Annotated in this window: 15 protein-coding genes; 10 read left to right on the forward strand and 5 right to left on the reverse strand. The window is 59.2% G+C overall.

Annotated features, from left to right (window positions below; genetic code table 11):
- The first annotated feature begins 32 nt into the window (after positions 1-32).
- From thrS to RUI03_RS02570, 5 genes are all read left to right on the forward strand, one after another.
- Positions 33-1,994, forward strand: a complete 1,962-nt coding sequence (thrS, locus tag RUI03_RS02550) for a threonine--tRNA ligase (protein WP_317288720.1) — start codon at positions 33-35, stop codon at positions 1,992-1,994.
- Entirely contained in the window at positions 1,987-3,168 is a 1,182-nt protein-coding gene (locus RUI03_RS02555) for an O-antigen ligase family protein (protein WP_317288721.1), read from the forward strand. Before thrS ends, RUI03_RS02555 begins: the two co-directional genes overlap by 8 nt.
- A gap of 75 nt (positions 3,169-3,243) precedes the next feature.
- Positions 3,244-4,347 carry a hypothetical protein gene (locus tag RUI03_RS02560; protein ID WP_317288722.1) on the forward strand — a complete coding sequence of 368 codons (1,104 nt, stop codon included), beginning with the start codon at positions 3,244-3,246 and terminating at the stop codon, positions 4,345-4,347.
- A 14-nt stretch (positions 4,348-4,361) separates the two neighbouring features.
- Entirely contained in the window at positions 4,362-4,889 is a 528-nt protein-coding gene (locus tag RUI03_RS02565) for a hypothetical protein (RefSeq protein ID WP_317288723.1), read from the forward strand.
- A gap of 127 nt (positions 4,890-5,016) precedes the next feature.
- Positions 5,017-6,027, forward strand: a complete 1,011-nt coding sequence (locus tag RUI03_RS02570) for a glycosyltransferase family 2 protein (protein ID WP_317288724.1) — start codon at positions 5,017-5,019, stop codon at positions 6,025-6,027.
- Between the two features lie 85 nt (positions 6,028-6,112).
- Here the strand turns inward: RUI03_RS02570 and phaR are convergent, their stop codons facing one another.
- Complete coding sequence (gene phaR, locus RUI03_RS02575) at positions 6,113-6,679, reverse strand: polyhydroxyalkanoate synthesis repressor PhaR (RefSeq protein ID WP_410795904.1); 567 nt, start codon at positions 6,677-6,679, stop codon at positions 6,113-6,115.
- Positions 6,680-6,867: 188 nt separating this feature from the next.
- Between phaR and RUI03_RS02580 the strand changes: the two genes are divergently transcribed.
- From RUI03_RS02580 to RUI03_RS02590, 3 genes are all read left to right on the forward strand, one after another.
- Entirely contained in the window at positions 6,868-8,052 is a 1,185-nt protein-coding gene (locus RUI03_RS02580; RefSeq protein WP_317288726.1) for an acetyl-CoA C-acetyltransferase, read from the forward strand.
- Between the two features lie 92 nt (positions 8,053-8,144).
- Positions 8,145-8,870 (forward strand): acetoacetyl-CoA reductase, encoded by a 726-nt coding sequence (phbB, locus tag RUI03_RS02585; RefSeq protein ID WP_317288727.1) that lies wholly within the window; start codon positions 8,145-8,147, stop codon positions 8,868-8,870.
- A gap of 121 nt (positions 8,871-8,991) precedes the next feature.
- A complete protein-coding gene (locus tag RUI03_RS02590) occupies positions 8,992-9,519 on the forward strand; it encodes a hypothetical protein (RefSeq protein ID WP_317288728.1) in 528 nt (175 codons plus the stop codon).
- Positions 9,520-9,527: 8 nt separating this feature from the next.
- Here RUI03_RS02590 and tadA read toward each other — a convergent pair whose 3' ends face one another.
- From tadA to RUI03_RS02605, 3 genes are all read right to left on the reverse strand, one after another.
- Entirely contained in the window at positions 9,528-9,998 is a 471-nt protein-coding gene (tadA, locus tag RUI03_RS02595; RefSeq protein WP_317288729.1) for a tRNA adenosine(34) deaminase TadA, read from the reverse strand.
- Positions 9,991-11,547, reverse strand: a complete 1,557-nt coding sequence (putP, locus tag RUI03_RS02600) for a sodium/proline symporter PutP (RefSeq protein ID WP_317288730.1) — start codon at positions 11,545-11,547, stop codon at positions 9,991-9,993. The genes tadA and putP overlap by 8 nt, the downstream gene beginning before the upstream one ends.
- Before the next feature lie 108 nt (positions 11,548-11,655).
- Positions 11,656-12,051 (reverse strand): response regulator, encoded by a 396-nt coding sequence (locus tag RUI03_RS02605; protein WP_317288731.1) that lies wholly within the window; start codon positions 12,049-12,051, stop codon positions 11,656-11,658.
- 139 nt (positions 12,052-12,190) lie between these two features.
- On the opposite strand from RUI03_RS02605, the gene RUI03_RS02610 reads away from it, so the two are divergent.
- Both RUI03_RS02610 and RUI03_RS02615 read left to right on the forward strand, forming a co-directional pair.
- Positions 12,191-12,772: a biliverdin-producing heme oxygenase gene (locus RUI03_RS02610; RefSeq protein ID WP_317288732.1), complete on the forward strand. Its 582-nt coding sequence runs from the start codon at positions 12,191-12,193 to the stop codon at positions 12,770-12,772.
- On the forward strand, positions 12,759-15,341 hold the full coding sequence (locus RUI03_RS02615; RefSeq protein WP_317288733.1) for an HWE histidine kinase domain-containing protein: 2,583 nt from the start codon (positions 12,759-12,761) through the stop codon (positions 15,339-15,341). Before RUI03_RS02610 ends, RUI03_RS02615 begins: the two co-directional genes overlap by 14 nt.
- Positions 15,342-15,377: 36 nt before the next feature.
- On the opposite strand, the gene RUI03_RS02620 is transcribed toward RUI03_RS02615, so the two are convergent.
- Entirely contained in the window at positions 15,378-16,685 is a 1,308-nt protein-coding gene (locus RUI03_RS02620) for a sorbosone dehydrogenase family protein (RefSeq protein ID WP_317288734.1), read from the reverse strand.
- Positions 16,686-16,718 lie beyond the last annotated feature (33 nt).

Here is a 16,718-nt window from a genome sequence, read left to right on the forward strand (position 1 = left end):
CGGCGGCATACCGCCCATAGAAAGACGTTCCGATGCCAGTCATCACTCTTCCAGACGGCGCCCAGCGCAGCTTTGACCATCCGGTCACCGGCCTGCAGATCGCCGAGGACATTTCCAAATCCCTCGCCAAGAAGGCGCTCGCCGTCAAAGTTGATGGCGAGGTGTCGGACCTGTGGGATGAGATCGACCATGATGCCGAAGTGGCGATTGTTACCGACCGCGATCCCGAAGGGCTTGAGCTGATCCGCCACGATGCGGCGCACCTGCTCGCCCAGGCGGTCCAGTCGCTGTTTCCCGGTACGCAGGTCACAATCGGTCCTGTGATCGAGGATGGCTTCTATTACGACTTCGCGCGCGAGACCCCGTTCTCAACCGAGGATTTCGAAGCGATCGAGAAAAGAATGGGCGAACTGGTTGATGCGGATTTGCGCACGACCAAGGAGCTTGTCGACCGCGACGAGGCCATCGCCCGGTTCGAGGCGCAGGGTGAGAAATACAAGGCAGAACTGATCCGGTCGTTCCCCGAGGGTGAAGACATCAAGGTCTATCATCACGGCGAGTGGTATGACCTCTGCCGTGGCCCGCATCTTCCGTCCACGAAGAATATCGGCAAGGCGTTTAAACTGATGAAGCTGGCCGGGGCCTATTGGCGCGGCGATTCCCGCAATGAAGTGCTGCACCGGATCTACGGCACCGCCTGGGCCAATGAAAAAGACCTCAAGGCCTATCTGACGCGCATTGAAGAAGCCGAGAAGCGCGACCATCGCAAGCTGGGCAAGCAGATGGACCTTTTCCACCTTCAGGAAGAAGCCCATGGCTCCGTCTTCTGGCATCCCAAGGGCTACACCATGTGGCTGGAGCTTGAGGCCTATATCCGCCGCCAGCTGAACAAGGACGGCTATGTGGAGGTGAAAACCCCGCAGCTGCTCGACGCCAAGCTGTGGGAGAAATCCGGCCACTGGGGCAAATATGCCCAGAACATGTTCGTGGTCCCTGATGATGTGCCCGACACGCTGAGCGACGGCGCGGTGTTCGATCCCAAAGCCAAGCTCATGGCGATCAAGCCCATGAACTGTCCCGCCCACGTGCAGATCTTCAATCAGGGCATCAAATCCTATCGCGACCTGCCGCTGCGGATGGCCGAATTCGGATGCTGTCACCGGAACGAGCCGCACGGGGCGCTGCACGGGATCATGCGTGTGCGTCAATTCACGCAGGATGATGCGCATATCTTCTGCCGCTGGGACCAGATTGCCGAGGAAACCCGCAAATTCTGCGCGCTGGCTTCATCCGTCTATCAGGACCTCGGTTTTGAAGAGGTCCGCGTGGCACTTGCGACCCGGCCTGAGCAGCGGATCGGCACCGAAGAAGAATGGGACCGGATGGAGCAGACGCTCGCCGATGCCCTCAAGGAAGCCGGTCTCGAATATGACGTCCTGCCGGGTGAGGGAGCTTTCTATGCGCCCAAGCTCGAATATCATCTGCGGGACGCCATTGGCCGGTCGTGGCAGTGCGGCACGCTGCAGCTTGACCCGCTTCTGCCAGAACGCTTGGACGCTTCGTATGTGGATGAGGATGGCGCCAAGAAGCGCCCCGTCATGCTGCACCGGGCGATCCTTGGGTCCATGGAACGGTTCGTCGGTATCCTGATCGAAAACCATGCTGGCCGGATGCCCATGTGGCTGGCGCCAACCCAGGTCGTCATCGCGACCATCACGACTGAAGTGAATGATTTCGCCGAAGAGGTCGCTGCCCAGCTGCGCGCCCGCGGCATGCGCGTCGAGACCGATCTTCGCAATGAGAAGATCAACTACAAGGTGCGCGAACATTCCGATCAGAAGGTGCCGGTCATCGCCGTCATCGGGGCTCGTGAGGCGGAGGAGAAAAAACTCAGCCTGCGTCGCCTTGGATCGAAGGACTCAACAGTTGTCACGCTTGACGACGCGTTGGCAACGCTGCCTGTCGAGGCTCTGGCGCCTGACCTTCGTGACTGAGTGGTCGTCGCGACTGGGGACCGGCGCGCGCCTTCTTGGCGCGATCCTGTTGCCTGTTGCGCTTGTCTTGTCGCATCGCAATTTGCCCATGGCGCTCGCGCTTATCGCCGTGCCTGGGCTGATCAGTCTGCGCCACTATCGGCCTGGCCCGTGGGCACAGGCGACATTTGCATTGCTCGGCTACGCCATGCTGACCTGCCTCTGGTCGCCCTATGAAGAGGCGGGTGCCTGGCCGCTCTATCTGCTCGCTTTGGGCTCGTTGGGCGCCGCGGCCATGCGCTCCGGCGACGTGATGTCGACGCGGTTCTTTTTCTGGGCGGCGGCGCTTGGCATCGTGCTTCTTGGTTTTGAAGCGACCACTGGCGGTCTCATCCGCGATATTGTGCCGCCGGAAAACCGTCCTGATAAGGATGATGTGGCGACGGGCCGCGGGATTCTCGAAGTCATCAGTCTGGCGCCGGCTGTTGCTGTCTTTTTCTGGCGACGGCACGGCAGGGTAGGGCCCCCACTGGCAGTCGTTCTGACGCTCATCACCTTCTGGGCGTCCCTGCATTTCGGTATCACCGCCAATGCGCTGGCCGTTGTTGTCGGGGCGGTCGCGGCGGCGCTGGCCCTGTGGCGGCCCCGCTGGACCGTCGGGGGGCTGATGGCCATGGCGGCGGCCGGCTTTGTGTTTTTCCCGATCATGGCGATGCTCCTGCCATCGCCCGACGTGCTTGGTGCCCTGGAGGAAGGTCCGGCCAGCTGGCGCATGCGGCTGATCGTCTGGAAGACCATCTGGGGGGAAACGCCGGACACGGTCTTCGGATTCCTCTTCGGCCATGGTGTCGAAAGCGCGCGTGTTCTCGGCGAGGCGCTTGGTCGGATATCAATGGCAAACTTCACCGGCGCAGCCAACGTCATCCCCACTCATCCGCATAATATCTACTATCACATCTGGTATGAGCTCGGCCTTGTCGGTGTGGGGCTGACGGTGCTCGCGCTTTACCGGGGCGGCCGTGCGCTTGTGCAGTCTTCAATGGGGCGGGACATCTTTGCAGCGGCTGCTGCATTGATCGCCATCTCCATCGTGTACGCTGCGGTGGACGCCAGCCTGTGGACCCTGTGGCGGATCGCAGCGCCGATGTTGGGCGCCTGGGCCCTTGTCCGGTTGAACGAAAACGACCTGCACTGAAATATAGCAGCGCGCACTGCGCCTCATTCTTGCTCCAATTCCCGTGATAGGTGTATCGCGGGGGCCGGGAGAGAGATGATGACAAAACCATTTCGTCAGGTGGCCTCGCTGGCCGCCGGTCTGGCGCTCGTCTGCGGCTGCGCGACGTCGCCACGTGTGACGGCCACCTACGGCCCCTTCAATCCGGCAAGTGGATCGGACGTCACCTTCGAGTTTGAAGCGACGGATCGAGAGGGGCTGCGTCGTGCGACGCTATATGTCTACGAATATGAGCAGTACACCAATTCAAGCGGCATGCGCGCGGCCAGACGCCGGCCGGGTGGGCAATGGGGCGCGCTGGACAGCTGGAGCTATCCATCGGGGACGCTGAACGCCACGGAATCGAGCGTCTACGAGGGTGGATTTCCCAACGGCACGTCCATTCTCTTTCGCGTTGAAGTCGAGGATGAAAGTGGTCGACGCCGCACGGAAGGCTGGCGGTTCTGGGCCGGCGATCATCCGTGGGGGAACTCACCGATCCTGTTATTGAGCGGGGAAGCCCGAGCCGCACCGGCCAGCCGGATCGACGTGGCGTTTGTGCCCGACAGTGACAGCTACACGACGGCGCGACAGATGATGCCCGATGTGAGGGATCTTGTGTATGACGGGTACCACATCAACAATGTCGTCCGGGGACAGAAGGCCATGTGGGCGTTCTGGTATTCCAAGGATCGCGGCACGATTACCGACTATGATGCCCCGGGTCCTCGGCGCCTGACCATCCCGTCGTCCGTGCGGGACAGTACGATTATCGATCATGCGGCTGTCATCCACACGACGGTCAAGCGGGACTGGGCCAGCGGCGGAAATTTCGGTACTGAACCGGTCAATATCGGCACGGCCATGCATGAAAGCGGCCATGCCGCCTTCAATCTCAAAGACGAATATGCAGGCGGGGCGCATACCAATTCATCCGACCCTCATCATAACACCTATGGTTCGAAGGCTGATTGTGAGGCGTACAATATTGCGAATGGATGGCCCGCCACCGACTGCCGCAATATCGAGGATGACTGGTGGGCCCCTGAACCAGCCAGTGCCCAGTGCATCATGCTGAACGACCAGGATGCATTCATGCCAGACTTTGCGCGAACGGGAATCCGCCGGGCAAACTGGTTTTACGGCCAGTTGCCGAATTGAGGAGGGAAGTGATCATGATGATAAAATTGAAAAACCTGTCCGCCCTCATGGCCGTCACAGCTGCGGTTTCAGTGATGGGCTCTTCGGTGAGCGCGTTGGCGCAGGATAAGACGCTGCAGGATCCTCCCAGCGACTTCGTAGAAGTCCCTATGCAGAAAGTTCTGGTCGTGGCCGTTGAGGCCACGAAAGGACAATACGCCGTCCGGACCGGTCTCGATCTGGGGGTGCCTACCGAGGGCATCATTACGGATCGCGAGGTCGTGATCAGGGCACTCGGTCGGCAGGGAGAGCCCCTTTACGTCGTGTCGGTGGCCAATCCCCGCCTTGGCTGGACCACCGGGACCAAGGACCCTGAACGCTTCGAGCTGGACGAGGGCGCGTTCCGCGTTGCGTTTCCGGCAGACCAGCCCATCGCGGTCATTGAGCTCGAGGTCCTGGATGGCCCCGACCGCGGGCTGAAGCTTTCAGTTCCCGCAGAAACCACTCGTTTACCAACTCAGCCGACAACGGACTTCCCGGATATTTTGCGGAACGGGCAATAAAAACACGGTGTTGCCACAAAAATGACGCGCCGCAACAGATTTATGGCAACGGACTGTTGCTCGCTAACAGTCCTGTCATTAAGGTCGTTTCGGGGATAGAGTTGACCAGTCACGAGGACCGTCGCACGTGGGAATAGCTGCCAGAGTTGAGCCCATTGAAGAGACGGCCGCCGATGTGGCATCCGTTTCGGTCATTATCGTCACCTATTATACCGGACCGCTATTGTGGCGCTCGATCCATTCGGCCCTGCAGCAGGATGCGGTGAGTGAAGTCATTGTCGTGGACAATGGCAACTGGCCATCAACGGTTGAAAGCCTCATCGATCTCGCCGCCCTTGAAGACAAGCTGCATATACTGACCGGGCATAACAATGTGGGTTTTGCGACCGGATGCAATCTGGGCGCGCGGGTCGCAACCGGGTCAGAGCTTTTCATTCTCAACCCCGACGCCATCTTGCCCACGGGGGCAGCGGCCGCGTTGCGGGAGCAGGGCTACAAGCATGGCAAGGGTGGGCCGTGGCTCATCGGCGGCAAGCTGGTCAATCCCGACGGGACCGAGCAGGCCGGCTCACGCCGGGCGACGTTGACCCCCTGGACCGCGCTTGTTGAGATGCTGCGCCTCGACAAATGGGCACCGCGCCACCCTTATTTCCGTCGCTTCAACAATCATTGCGATCCCTGTCCGGGCAAGACGGTGGAGATGCCGGTCATCTCCGGGGCCTGTATGTTGACACCGCGCGCGGACTATTTTTCCATTGGCGGCATGGACGAGAGCTATTTTCTGCATGCGGAGGATGTCGATTTCTGCCTACGGTTCCGGCAGGAGGGGGAAGGGCATGTGCTGTTCTGCCCGACCGTGGACATCCTGCACATGAAATCATCAAGCCGTGTGGGCCGGATCGGTGTTGAGCGGCGCAAGGCCTATAGCCTTAATCGCTATTTCCGCCGGCACTTTCCAACGCAATATCCGATGGGGTTTGTCAGCTTTGTCTGCGCGATGGTCTGGATTGGTTTTTCCATTCGGGCGACACAGACATTGCTTCACCGTGCAGGCTCTCTCTTCGGCCTGAACCGGCGCCGGGGGCTTGGCGGACTGAGCCGCGCCCTGCGCGCCGCCCGACGCAGCAATTCGCGCTGACGAACGGCGACCAGACAACACAGCGCGAATGCCCACAAAAAAGCCGACCCGTGAGGTCGGCTTTCGTCATTGTGGCGAAGGAGGCTTACTTCTTGGCTGCGTCCAGCTGCTCGCGCAGGGATTCGACTTCGCGCCGCAAGGTCTCGACCTCGGACTGATTCGTCGCGCCGCCTTCGGGGCGGGCGAGACCGAACATTTTCAGGCCCTGTTCAAAAAACGCCATGTTCTTGCGCGCGGCGTCTTCAAAAATGCGCATACCGCTCTGCGGCGCTGTGAAGGCCTCAGACATGGACTGCCGCATCGCTTCCTGATTCTTCCGGAATGCGTCCATCGACATTTCCAGATAGCTCGGCACGAAGGACTGAAGATTGTCGCCGTACAGGCCGATGAGCTGGCGCAGGAACGGCACGGGCAACATGTTCTGCCCTTCCTTGTTTTCCTGCTCAAAGATAATTTGCGTCAGGACCGCACGGGTGAGATCATCACCTGTCTTGGCATCGACAACGTTGAATTCTTCGCCCTTGCGGACCATTTCGGCCAGATGGTCGAGCGTCACGTAGGAGCTGGTCGCCGTATTGTACAACCGGCGATTCGCGTATTTCTTGATGACGATGCTTTCGACCTGGTCGTTGTCGGTATTGCCGCCATTCATATTGTGCGCTCCGTTCTTGCGTTGCAGTCGAACGTTCGGTTCGTGATTGTGCATTGGTTGGTTTTCCGCTCAACGAAGTTAATGCCGCGCATCTGCAGGGCGAGTTACTCGTTTCGCTAGCGCAATATAGCGCAGAGTGAAAGCCCAAGGTGACTGTGCTGGTGCACAACAACTTAGAGGAGACAATTATGTCAGATCATCGCCCCGTTTATATCGCCGCCGCCACACGGACGCCTATTGGCAGCTTCGGCGGCACGCTTGCACCGCTGTCCGCCCCGGAACTGGGCCAGGTGGTCATCGCTGAAGCCCTGTCCCGCGCCGGGATCGAAGGGGACCGAGTGGACGAAGTCATCATGGGCAACGTCCTGACCGCTGGCCTTGGCCAGAACCCGGCACGCCAGGCTTCCATGAAGGCCGGTATCCCGCAAGAACGTCCGGCCATGACCATCAACCAGGTTTGCGGATCGGGCCTGCGCGCCGCGATGCTGGCCGCCCAGGCCATCCAGTGCGGTGACGCAAATGTGATCATCGCCGGTGGCCAGGAAAACATGTCGGCGTCCATGCATGCCCAGAACCTGCGCAACGGGACCAAGATGGGGCCTGTGTCCCTCGTCGACACCATGATCGTCGACGGTTTGTGGGATGCGTTCAACAACTACCACATGGGCCAGACGGCCGAGAACCTCGCCAATAAATATGGCGTCACCCGCGAAGAGCAGGACGAGTTTTCTGCTGCATCGCAACAAAAGGCGGCCGCTGCGCAGGAAGCCGGTCACTTCGCCAAGGAGATCGTGTCCGTCACGGTGCCAGGCCGGAAGGGCGACACGGTTCTCGAACAGGATGAATATATCCGGGGCGGCACGACGGCTGAAAAGCTGGCTGGCCTGCGTCCTGCCTTTGCCAAGGACGGCTCGGTTACGGCGGGCAATGCGTCCGGCCTGAATGATGGGGCTGCAGCGCTCGTCATCATGTCTGAAGAAGCACTCAAGGCATCCGGTGCCACGCCGCTGGCCCGCATCGCCTCCCATGCCCATTGCGGCGTGGATCCTTCAATCATGGGGATCGGTCCTGCACCGGCGAGCCGCAAGGCGCTGGAAAAGGCGGGCTGGTCGCTGAAGGATCTCGACTTGATCGAAGCCAACGAGGCGTTTGCCGCGCAGGCGCTGTCCGTCGGCCGTGAACTCGACTGGGATCCGTCGAAAGTGAACGTGCATGGCGGTGCCATCGCGCTTGGCCACCCCATCGGTGCATCGGGCGCACGGGTCCTCACCACACTGCTCTACGCGTTGAAAACCCACGGCAAGTCCAAGGGTCTGGCAACGTTGTGCATTGGCGGGGGCATGGGTGTTGCCATGTGTGTTGAAAGCATCTGAGGATAGGTAAAAGGGGCTGGACCTGCACCATCCAGCCCCATCTACAGTGTACCGAAGATCAAAATGAAAAACAGAACTCTGGGAGAGTGTAAATGAGCAAAGTAGCAATCGTCACCGGCGGCACCCGCGGCATTGGCTATTCCATCTCGGAACGCCTTGTGAAGGACGGTTTCAAGGTTGCGGCCCTCTATGGCGGAAACGCTGAAGCTGCCAAAAAGGCCGAAGACGCGATCGGCGTCAAAACCTACCAATGTGATGTGTCGGACTACGAGGCCTGCGAGAAGGTCGTCGGGGAAATTGAAAGCGATCTTGGCGAGGTGGCCGTGCTCGTGAACAATGCCGGCATCACGCGCGATGGCGCATTTCACAAAATGACCCCCGACCAGTGGGGCCAGGTCATCAGCACCAACCTTGATTCCGTGTTCAACATGACACGTCCCGTCATCAACGCCATGCGGGATCGCAATTTCGGCCGTATCGTGAATATCTCGTCCATCAACGGACAAAAAGGCCAATTCGGCCAGACGAACTATTCGGCGGCGAAAGCGGGGCTCTTGGGCTTCACGCGAGCGCTGGCCCAGGAAAGCGCCCGGAAAGGGATTACCGTCAACGCGATTGCGCCTGGCTATATCGGCACGGACATGGTCGCGGCCATGAATGAGAAAGTGCTCGAAAGCATTGTCTCGCAAATCCCCGTGGGTCGTCTTGGTACGCCTGAGGAGATCGCGCACATGGTGTCGTTCCTGGTGGGTGAACAGTCGGGCTTCATGACCGGTATGGTGCTGACTGCCAATGGCGGCCAGTACTTCGCGGCTTGACGCTTACAATTTGATACAGTATTGAATAAAAAGGCAGTACAGTGAAAATCTGTACTGCCTTTTTTGTGCCTCATTGTGAATGTATATCCTGAAGATGTGGGGTGCAGTTCCGGGAGTGGCCATGGTACAGATCGTATCTTCCAGCACGCGTATTTTCAGCCGCCGTCAGCGTCGTCGTCGGGTGCGCAACCTCATCGCGGCGCTCACCGTTCTGACCGGCCTGAACGGAGTCATGATTGCCAGCCGAGCTACAGCGGGTGATGGCAGTCTGTCCGCTTTCATCCAGGATGATGCTTTCAGCCGTCTGGTCGCCCCCACAGGGCTGGTACCGAAAACCAATCGCGATGAGACGGACGTGTACGCCGTTGTCGGCTCTTCTCTGCAATTCGTTTTTCGCCGGGAGGCGCGCGAAGCCTCCATCCGTTTCCTGTGCACGGCTGGTTCAGCGGACTGTCCTGACGATGCCCGCAAATCGCACAAGCTGATTTCCAGCCAGGCCGGGCGGGGCGATATCTCCTACCGCTCAGAGGATGGCGAACTGGTCCTGCGGATTGTCTCAACGGGTGGATCAATTCTGTTTGGCGGTGCTTCATTCGTGCCGCCAAGTGTATCACCCGCGGGTGCACCGGTCTCGGTCATCACGCGCTAGTCCGCGGTTCACCGCCGACGGGCGGCAAAAAATGACTTCAGCACCGCGCCGCATTCATCGGCCATGACACCATCCGTGACCAACGGGCGATGATGGATGGTCGGCTGGTCAAAGAGCTTCGGGCCATGTGCCACGGCTCCGCCTTTGGGGTCGGACGCGCCATAGATGACGTGGGCGAGACGCGCGTGGGACAGGGCACCTGCGCACATCGCGCACGGCTCCAGCGTGACGATCAGCGTACATCCGGTCAGGCGATAATTCCCCAGTACGGCAGCGGCCTTGCGAATGGCGAGCAGTTCTGCATGGGCCGAAGGGTCGGACAGACCGATGGGCTGGTTTGCCGCCTCGGCCAGCAGTCTCATGTCCGGATCAAGAATAACGGCGCCGACGGGGACTTCTCCCGCCGACGCCGCCTGGTCTGCAAGGGCCAGGGCGCGGGTCATCCACGCCCTGACGTCCATGTCATTGAGCTCAGCCATTCTTGATGATGGCGTCGACCTCATCAAAGGTCGCAGCCACAGCCTCTTTAGGCTGGGTCAGAAGGCTGACGATATAGATGGTCAGCCAGCTGAGACTAAAGCCCGGTACGATCGAATACAGCTGATCCAGGCTGCCTGCACCGATCTGGATCGCAGGAACGGTACCATAGGTCCAGAAGATGACGGTGACGGCGCCGACCATCATACCGGCAAAGGCTGCTGGCATCGTCATCCGCTTCCAGTGCAGCGACAGGAGGATCAGTGGCCCGAAGGCGGCACCGAAGCCGGCCCATGCATCGGCAACGAGGTCCAGAACGCTGGCATCCGGATTATAGGCAATCAGGATGGCGACCACGGCAACGGCGATCACGGCGAGGCGACCCACCATGACGAGTTCCTTGTCGCTTGCCGATTTCCGCAGGAACAGTTTGTAGAAATCTTCTGTCAGCGAACTGGATGCGACCAGCAACTGCGACGAAATCGTCGACATGATGGCGGCGAGAATGGCGGCCAAAAGGAAACCCGCGATCAACGGATGAAACAGGGTCTGGCCAAGAACGATGAACACCGTCTCAGGGTCAAACCGGCCATCCTGATTAAGGTATTCGACTGGCAACCCGTTCTCGATGAAATACGCAACGCCCACGATCCCTGTGGTGATTGAGCCGATGAGAGCGACGATCATCCACGACATGCCGATATTGCGGGCGGCCGGCACGTCACGGAACGATTTGATCGCCATGAAACGGACGATGATGTGCGGCTGGCCAAAATAGCCAAGACCCCACGCCAAGAGTGAGATCGTGCCAAGCACTGTCGCGCCTGAGAACAGGTTCAGGGAGACATTCCCGATGGATCCCTCGACGTCGGCCCTGAACCCGTCATCCATGCTGGCGAAGATCTGCGTCAGGCTCATATCGTCGCCGAGCTGGGTAAAAGCCACGACCGGCACCAGAATGAGCGCGACGAACATGATGCAGCCCTGCACAAAGTCGGTCAGACTGACCGCAAGAAAGCCGCCGACGAATGTGTAGGCCATGACGACGCCCGCCGTGATCCACAGGCCAGTGATATATGTCTGGCCAAAAGCGCTCTCGAACAGCTTGCCGCCGCCGACCAGTGTCGCCGACGTATAGAGAGTAAAGAACAGCACGATGACGATGGAAGAAAAGACGCGCAGCAGGTGGGTGCGGTCCTTGAAGCGTTTCTCGAAATAGTCCGGAATGGTCAGCGCATCATCGGCGACCTCGGTATAGACCCGTAATCTGGGGGCCACGAGAATATAGTTGAGCAATGCGCCGACGGTCAGGCCAATCGCGATCCACGCTGCCGGGACGCCTGACACAAACGCGGCCCCGGGCAGGCCGAGCAACATCCACCCGGACATATCGGAGGCGCCAGCGGAGAGGGAGGTGACGGCCGGACCGAGCTGGCGGCCGCCGAGCATGTATTCAGACGTATCCCCAGTAGATGTGCGGAAAGCATAAAAGCCGATGCCCATCATCAAGGCGAAATATAGACCGAGCGATATGAGTGTGCCGGTTTCCACGGTGAGCCCACCTCCATTTGCTACAAACAGAGCGTGGGCTAGCGACTATCCGGGCCGGATGCAAATTCAGACGGTATGTCCTTGGGGCCCGCGCCGCCGCCAGACTGGTTATTGAAGGCTGGCCGCAATGGTTGCCACCAGCCTTTCACTGGGCAGGGGTTTGGTGCACCAGCTTGTTTGCGGGAAGTCCCGCTCAAAGGTCGCTGGGCGCGTGGAGCCACTGTAGAAAACGACCGGGATATCCATGCTGCGCAAGCGCGATGCCAGAGGAAAGCTTTTGCCGTCAGGCAGATCCACGTCCAGAACAGCGGCGTCGGGCTTCGTGTCGGACAGGGTCGCCGCGGCGTCCCTCAGGGTTGCGAAAGGGCCGATGACGTCAGCGCCTTGGTCCTCAAGTGCCATGCAGATGTCAAAGGCGATAATAGCTGAATCTTCAACCACGCAGACAGATTTGCCCGCCAGGTCGACGGTCCGGTCATGAGGTGTCAAATTTTGCGTCAGCATTACAAAGCCGCCTTTCCGCGGGGCGACCACTGGCCGCCGGGTTCACTGAAAGAAGGCGCGACCTAGGTAATCGTTCCCGCTTAACGCGAGATTTGGCCAAAGAGTGGAAAAATCTCGCGATCGAGGGAACCGGCCCGAGTTGCAGGCGTTTTCGCACTTTGGACAGACGTGGGCTGTGGTGCGGGACTATCTTCGAGAACATACAGCCGCCGATCACGATCGTACGGAAAAAGCCTTCGACCAGCTCGATATATCGCAGGGAGCGGATTTCATCACGTTCCTGCGCGCTCATTACCGGGCGATAACAAATCTGGCAGCGTGGGATCCAGCCGGGCAGGATCTGTATGAAAGGGCGCTCGGCGCGATCGAGCATGACCTCGAACAGCTGAAAGCCAAGGTACCACGCATAACGGCCGACGCATCGGACGGGAAAGAACTGCCGTCTCTGGCGGTGCGATATGTCTTCTGCGGCTCACGATTGGGGGCGGCCGTGCTCAACCAGCGACTGCAGCGGTCCGATGACCCTCGCCTGCGCGATGGTAGCCGCTATCTCTCTGAAGGGGTGGCATTAACGGCGTGGAAATCGGTCATTGACGAGTTGAAAAATGAGCCAAAAAACTCGATGAACCTGACCGCTTTTGAATTTGGTGCTCGGCAGGCCTTTGGCGCGTTTCGCGACAGCCTGGCGATTGAGATGGAGTCCTCACATGGCCGACAATGAAATGCTGGGGACCGATGTCGAAATCGACCTGACAAACTGTGACCGCGAGCCGATCCAGTTCCTCGGACATGTGCAGCACTTTGGCTGCCTGATCGCCGTCAGCAGCGACTGGATCGTGCAGCAGGCGTCGATCAACGTCAAAGACCTCCTCGGTCTCACGCCCGAAGATATTATCGGTGTGCCGTTTGCCAGCTTCATGTCTGACGATGCGGTTCACGACATTCGCGGACGGCTGCAATATCTGGCCAGCGATGACAGTGTCGAGCGCCTGTTTGATATCAAGGCCCTGCGCGATGATGACTCCACATTTGATGTGGGGGTGCACTGGTCGGATGAGACCATCATCATCGAATTTGAACGCCACGACAAGAATGCCTCGCGTATTTCACTGACCTCACTCCGGCCCATGATCGATCGCATCCGCAGGTTCGAAACCGTCGAGGAAATGTGCGATGGAGCTGCACGGCAAATCCGGGCGCTTCTCGGTTTTGATCGGGTGATGACCTACCGGTTCGATCAGGACGGGTCGGGCGAGGTGATTGCAGAGGCACGGCGTAGCGGTGTCGACAGTTTTCTGGGGCTGCATTATCCGGCCACGGATATTCCCAAGCAGGCGCGCGAACTTTATAAACGCAATCTCGTGCGGCTAATCACCAATGTCGACGGAAAGGTCTTCCCCATCGTGCCTGAAAAGCGGTCCGACGGCACGGATCTTGACCTCTCGCTGTCGATGACCCGCGCGGTCTCGCCTATCCACCTTGAGTATCTGCGGAACATGGGCGTGAAAGCATCCATGTCGATTTCCATTCTGCGGCGAGGTGAGTTGTGGGGCCTGTTCGCCTGCCATCACTACGCACCGCATATGGTAACGTTTGAACGCCGAACGACCGCTGAGTTGTTCGCTGAAATGTTCTCCTTCGTTCTTGAGGACCATGAGCGCAATGTCGTCGAGATCGAGACGCGGCGCATCCAGTCCATTCATGACCGGCTCATGGGCGGATTGGCCAATGGCGACACGATTTCGGAAAACTTTGACCAGATCGCCGCCTCGCTGCAGTCCGCCATTCCCTGCGACGGCGTTGTAGGATGGGTCAACGGCGTGTTTCGCCAGACCGGCAGCACACCGAACGAGGAAGAATTTCTTGCACTCGTCCGTCATCTGAACACCTCGGCCAACAGCCGAATCTATACGACCGACAATATCGCCGAACTGCACCCGCCAGCCTCTGCTTACGCGCCACGCGCATCTGGTCTGTTGTCCTTGCCGGTATCAAGAAAGCCGCGCGACTATCTGGTTCTGTTCAGAAAAGAGGCGGATCGGAAGAAGAAATGGGCGGGCAATCCTGAGAAGCCCGTCACGATGGGACCAAACGGCGCCCGCCTGACGCCCCGCAAGAGTTTCGAAGCATGGCAGGAATCGGTCCGTGAACACAGTGTCGCGTGGACCGATCGGGATAAACGCACTGCCGAAATGCTGCGCGTTACCCTGCTTGAGGTGGTGCTGCGCCTTACCGATGCCGCCAATCGGGAGCGCGACCGTGCAGCACAGCAGCAGGAGCTGTTGATCGCAGAGTTAAACCACCGTGTCCGGAATATTCTCAACCTGATCCGCGGTGTTGTCAGCCAGTCCAAGGGGAGCGTCACGTCGGTGGATGGGCTCGCGGACCTGATCGGTGGTCGTATTCAGGCCCTTGCGCGGGCGCATGATCAGATTACCGAGCAGAACTGGAACTCCTCGTCGCTCAAAATGCTGATCCGGACGGAAGTCGATGCCTACCTTGAGAAAAAAGCCGACCGGGTAAGTATCGAGGGGCGTGATGTACTGATCCAGCCAAGCGCTTTCACCACATTGTCACTCGTCATCCATGAACTGACCACCAACTCTGCAAAATATGGTGCGTTATCTGACAGCCGGGGAGAGATCATCATTACCCTGTCCGAAGATCGTGACGGCGCGCTAATCATCGAGTGGGTCGAGCGCAATGGCCCACCGGTCAAGGCGCCGACGCGGCGCGGCTTTGGCTCGACGATCATCGAGAAATCCATTCCGTATGAGCTGCAGGGTTCAGTCGATCTGAACTACGCTCTGACGGGGCTGACCGCCACGCTGCGCATTCCTGCTAATTCGCTGGACGGATTTACCGATGCTGCCGAACACCATGCTGAGCCGAAGACGGTTTTCGCCCATGGTGATCTTCTCCACGGCGATGTGATGATTGTCGAAGACAATATGATCATCGCTCTTGACGCTGAAGATATTGTACAGGAGCTGGGCGCGACGAGCGTCTGCGTGGCATCCAATGTCGAGGAAGCGCTGCGCTGTATTGAAAAGCGGGATCTGACTTTTGCTCTGCTCGATGTGAATTTGGGCCGGACAACAAGTGAAGAGGTCGCTGATGATCTGACCCGCCGAGGCATTCCGTTCCTTTTCGCCACCGGTTATGCAGAGAAGAACCAGCTGGCAGAAAAATTCCCTCATGCAGCGGCAGCAAAAAAGCCGTACACGAAGGAATCAATTGCCGAGCTGCTTCTTGTAACCTACCCCGTCGACGAAAACGCGCCGGAGTAAGGCCAGCCCCGCATTGCGCGGGGCCTTGAGGCAGGATTACCGGGCGGCGCTGACCCGCCAGATGGTGTTGCCAACATCATCCGATACCAGGAGCGTGCCGTCATCCGTGATATCAACGTCGACGGGGCGACCTCTGGCTTTGTCCTCATCCAGAAATCCGGTCAGCACATCCACCGGATTTCCAGATGGCATGCCATCCGCAAACGGAACGAAAACGACCTTGTAGCCGCTTCGTGGTTCACGATTCCATGATCCGTGCTGGCCGATAAACATGCCATTGCTCAGTTTGGGGGTGAGCGCTTCATCGCGGACAAAGGTCAGCCCGAGCGAAGCGGTATGCGAGCCCAGCGCGTAGTCCGGGGCAATCGCCCGCTCGACCATATCAGGGCGAGGGGGCTTGACGCGGCGGTCCACGTTGTCGCCGTAATAGCTCCAAGGCCAGCCATAGAATGCCCCGTCCTCGACGGACGTTGCATAATCAGGGACCAGATTATCGCCGAGCTCATCGCGTTCATTGACCACGGTCCAGAGCTTTTGATTGTCCGGATTCCAGTCCATGCCATTGGGGTTGCGCAGGCCCGTGGCGAAGAGTCTTTTCTCACCGGTCTGTGCGTCTACTTCCCAGATGGCCGCCCTGCCGTCTTCGGCATCGAGACCATTCTCGCCAACATTCGAGTTTGATCCGACCGTGGCATAGAGTTTTGTCCCATCCTCGGATGCGATGATATTTTTTGTCCAATGGTGATTGATGGCACCCGCTGGCAGTTCGGTCAGTGTGCTGCCCGTCTCATCGATTGACAGGCTGCCTTCAGTGTAGGGGAAGGTCACAATAGCGTCCGTATTGGCCACGTAAAACGTATCGCCGATCAACGTCATACCGAAAGGGGAGTGCAGGTTGTCGAGAAAGACCCGTTGAATGTCGGCAACGCCATCATCGTCAGTGTCCCGCAGAATGGTGATGCGGTCGGCGCTTGGCACGCCAGCGCCAGCCTTTTCCATGGCGCGCTTCATGAAAAACCCGCGTATGCCTTCACCATCTTCAGGCCGCTTGGGCGCATTGCTCTCGGCGACAAGAACATCTCCGTTCGGCAGGACGTAGATCCAGCGTGGATGATCCAGGCCGGTGGCAAACGCATTCACTTTCAGCCCGCTGGCGGGTGTGGGCATTTCCCCCGCTGGCCACCCGGTGGCCTTGGCTACTTTGACGGTCGGGATCAGCTTGTCTTCGGGCTGCGGCAAGACCGGATCGCTGCCATACCCTGTTTCGATCGCGGCTGGCTCACTGGAGCAGGCGGCTGCGGTGAGGGCTATGAGTGACAAGCCCATGGTCAATTTAGCGGACATGGTAAGCGCTCCTTTTGTGCAGGAACACCGGCG

Source organism: Parvularcula sp. LCG005 (assembly GCF_032930845.1).
Classification (GTDB): domain Bacteria; phylum Pseudomonadota; class Alphaproteobacteria; order Caulobacterales; family Parvularculaceae; genus Parvularcula.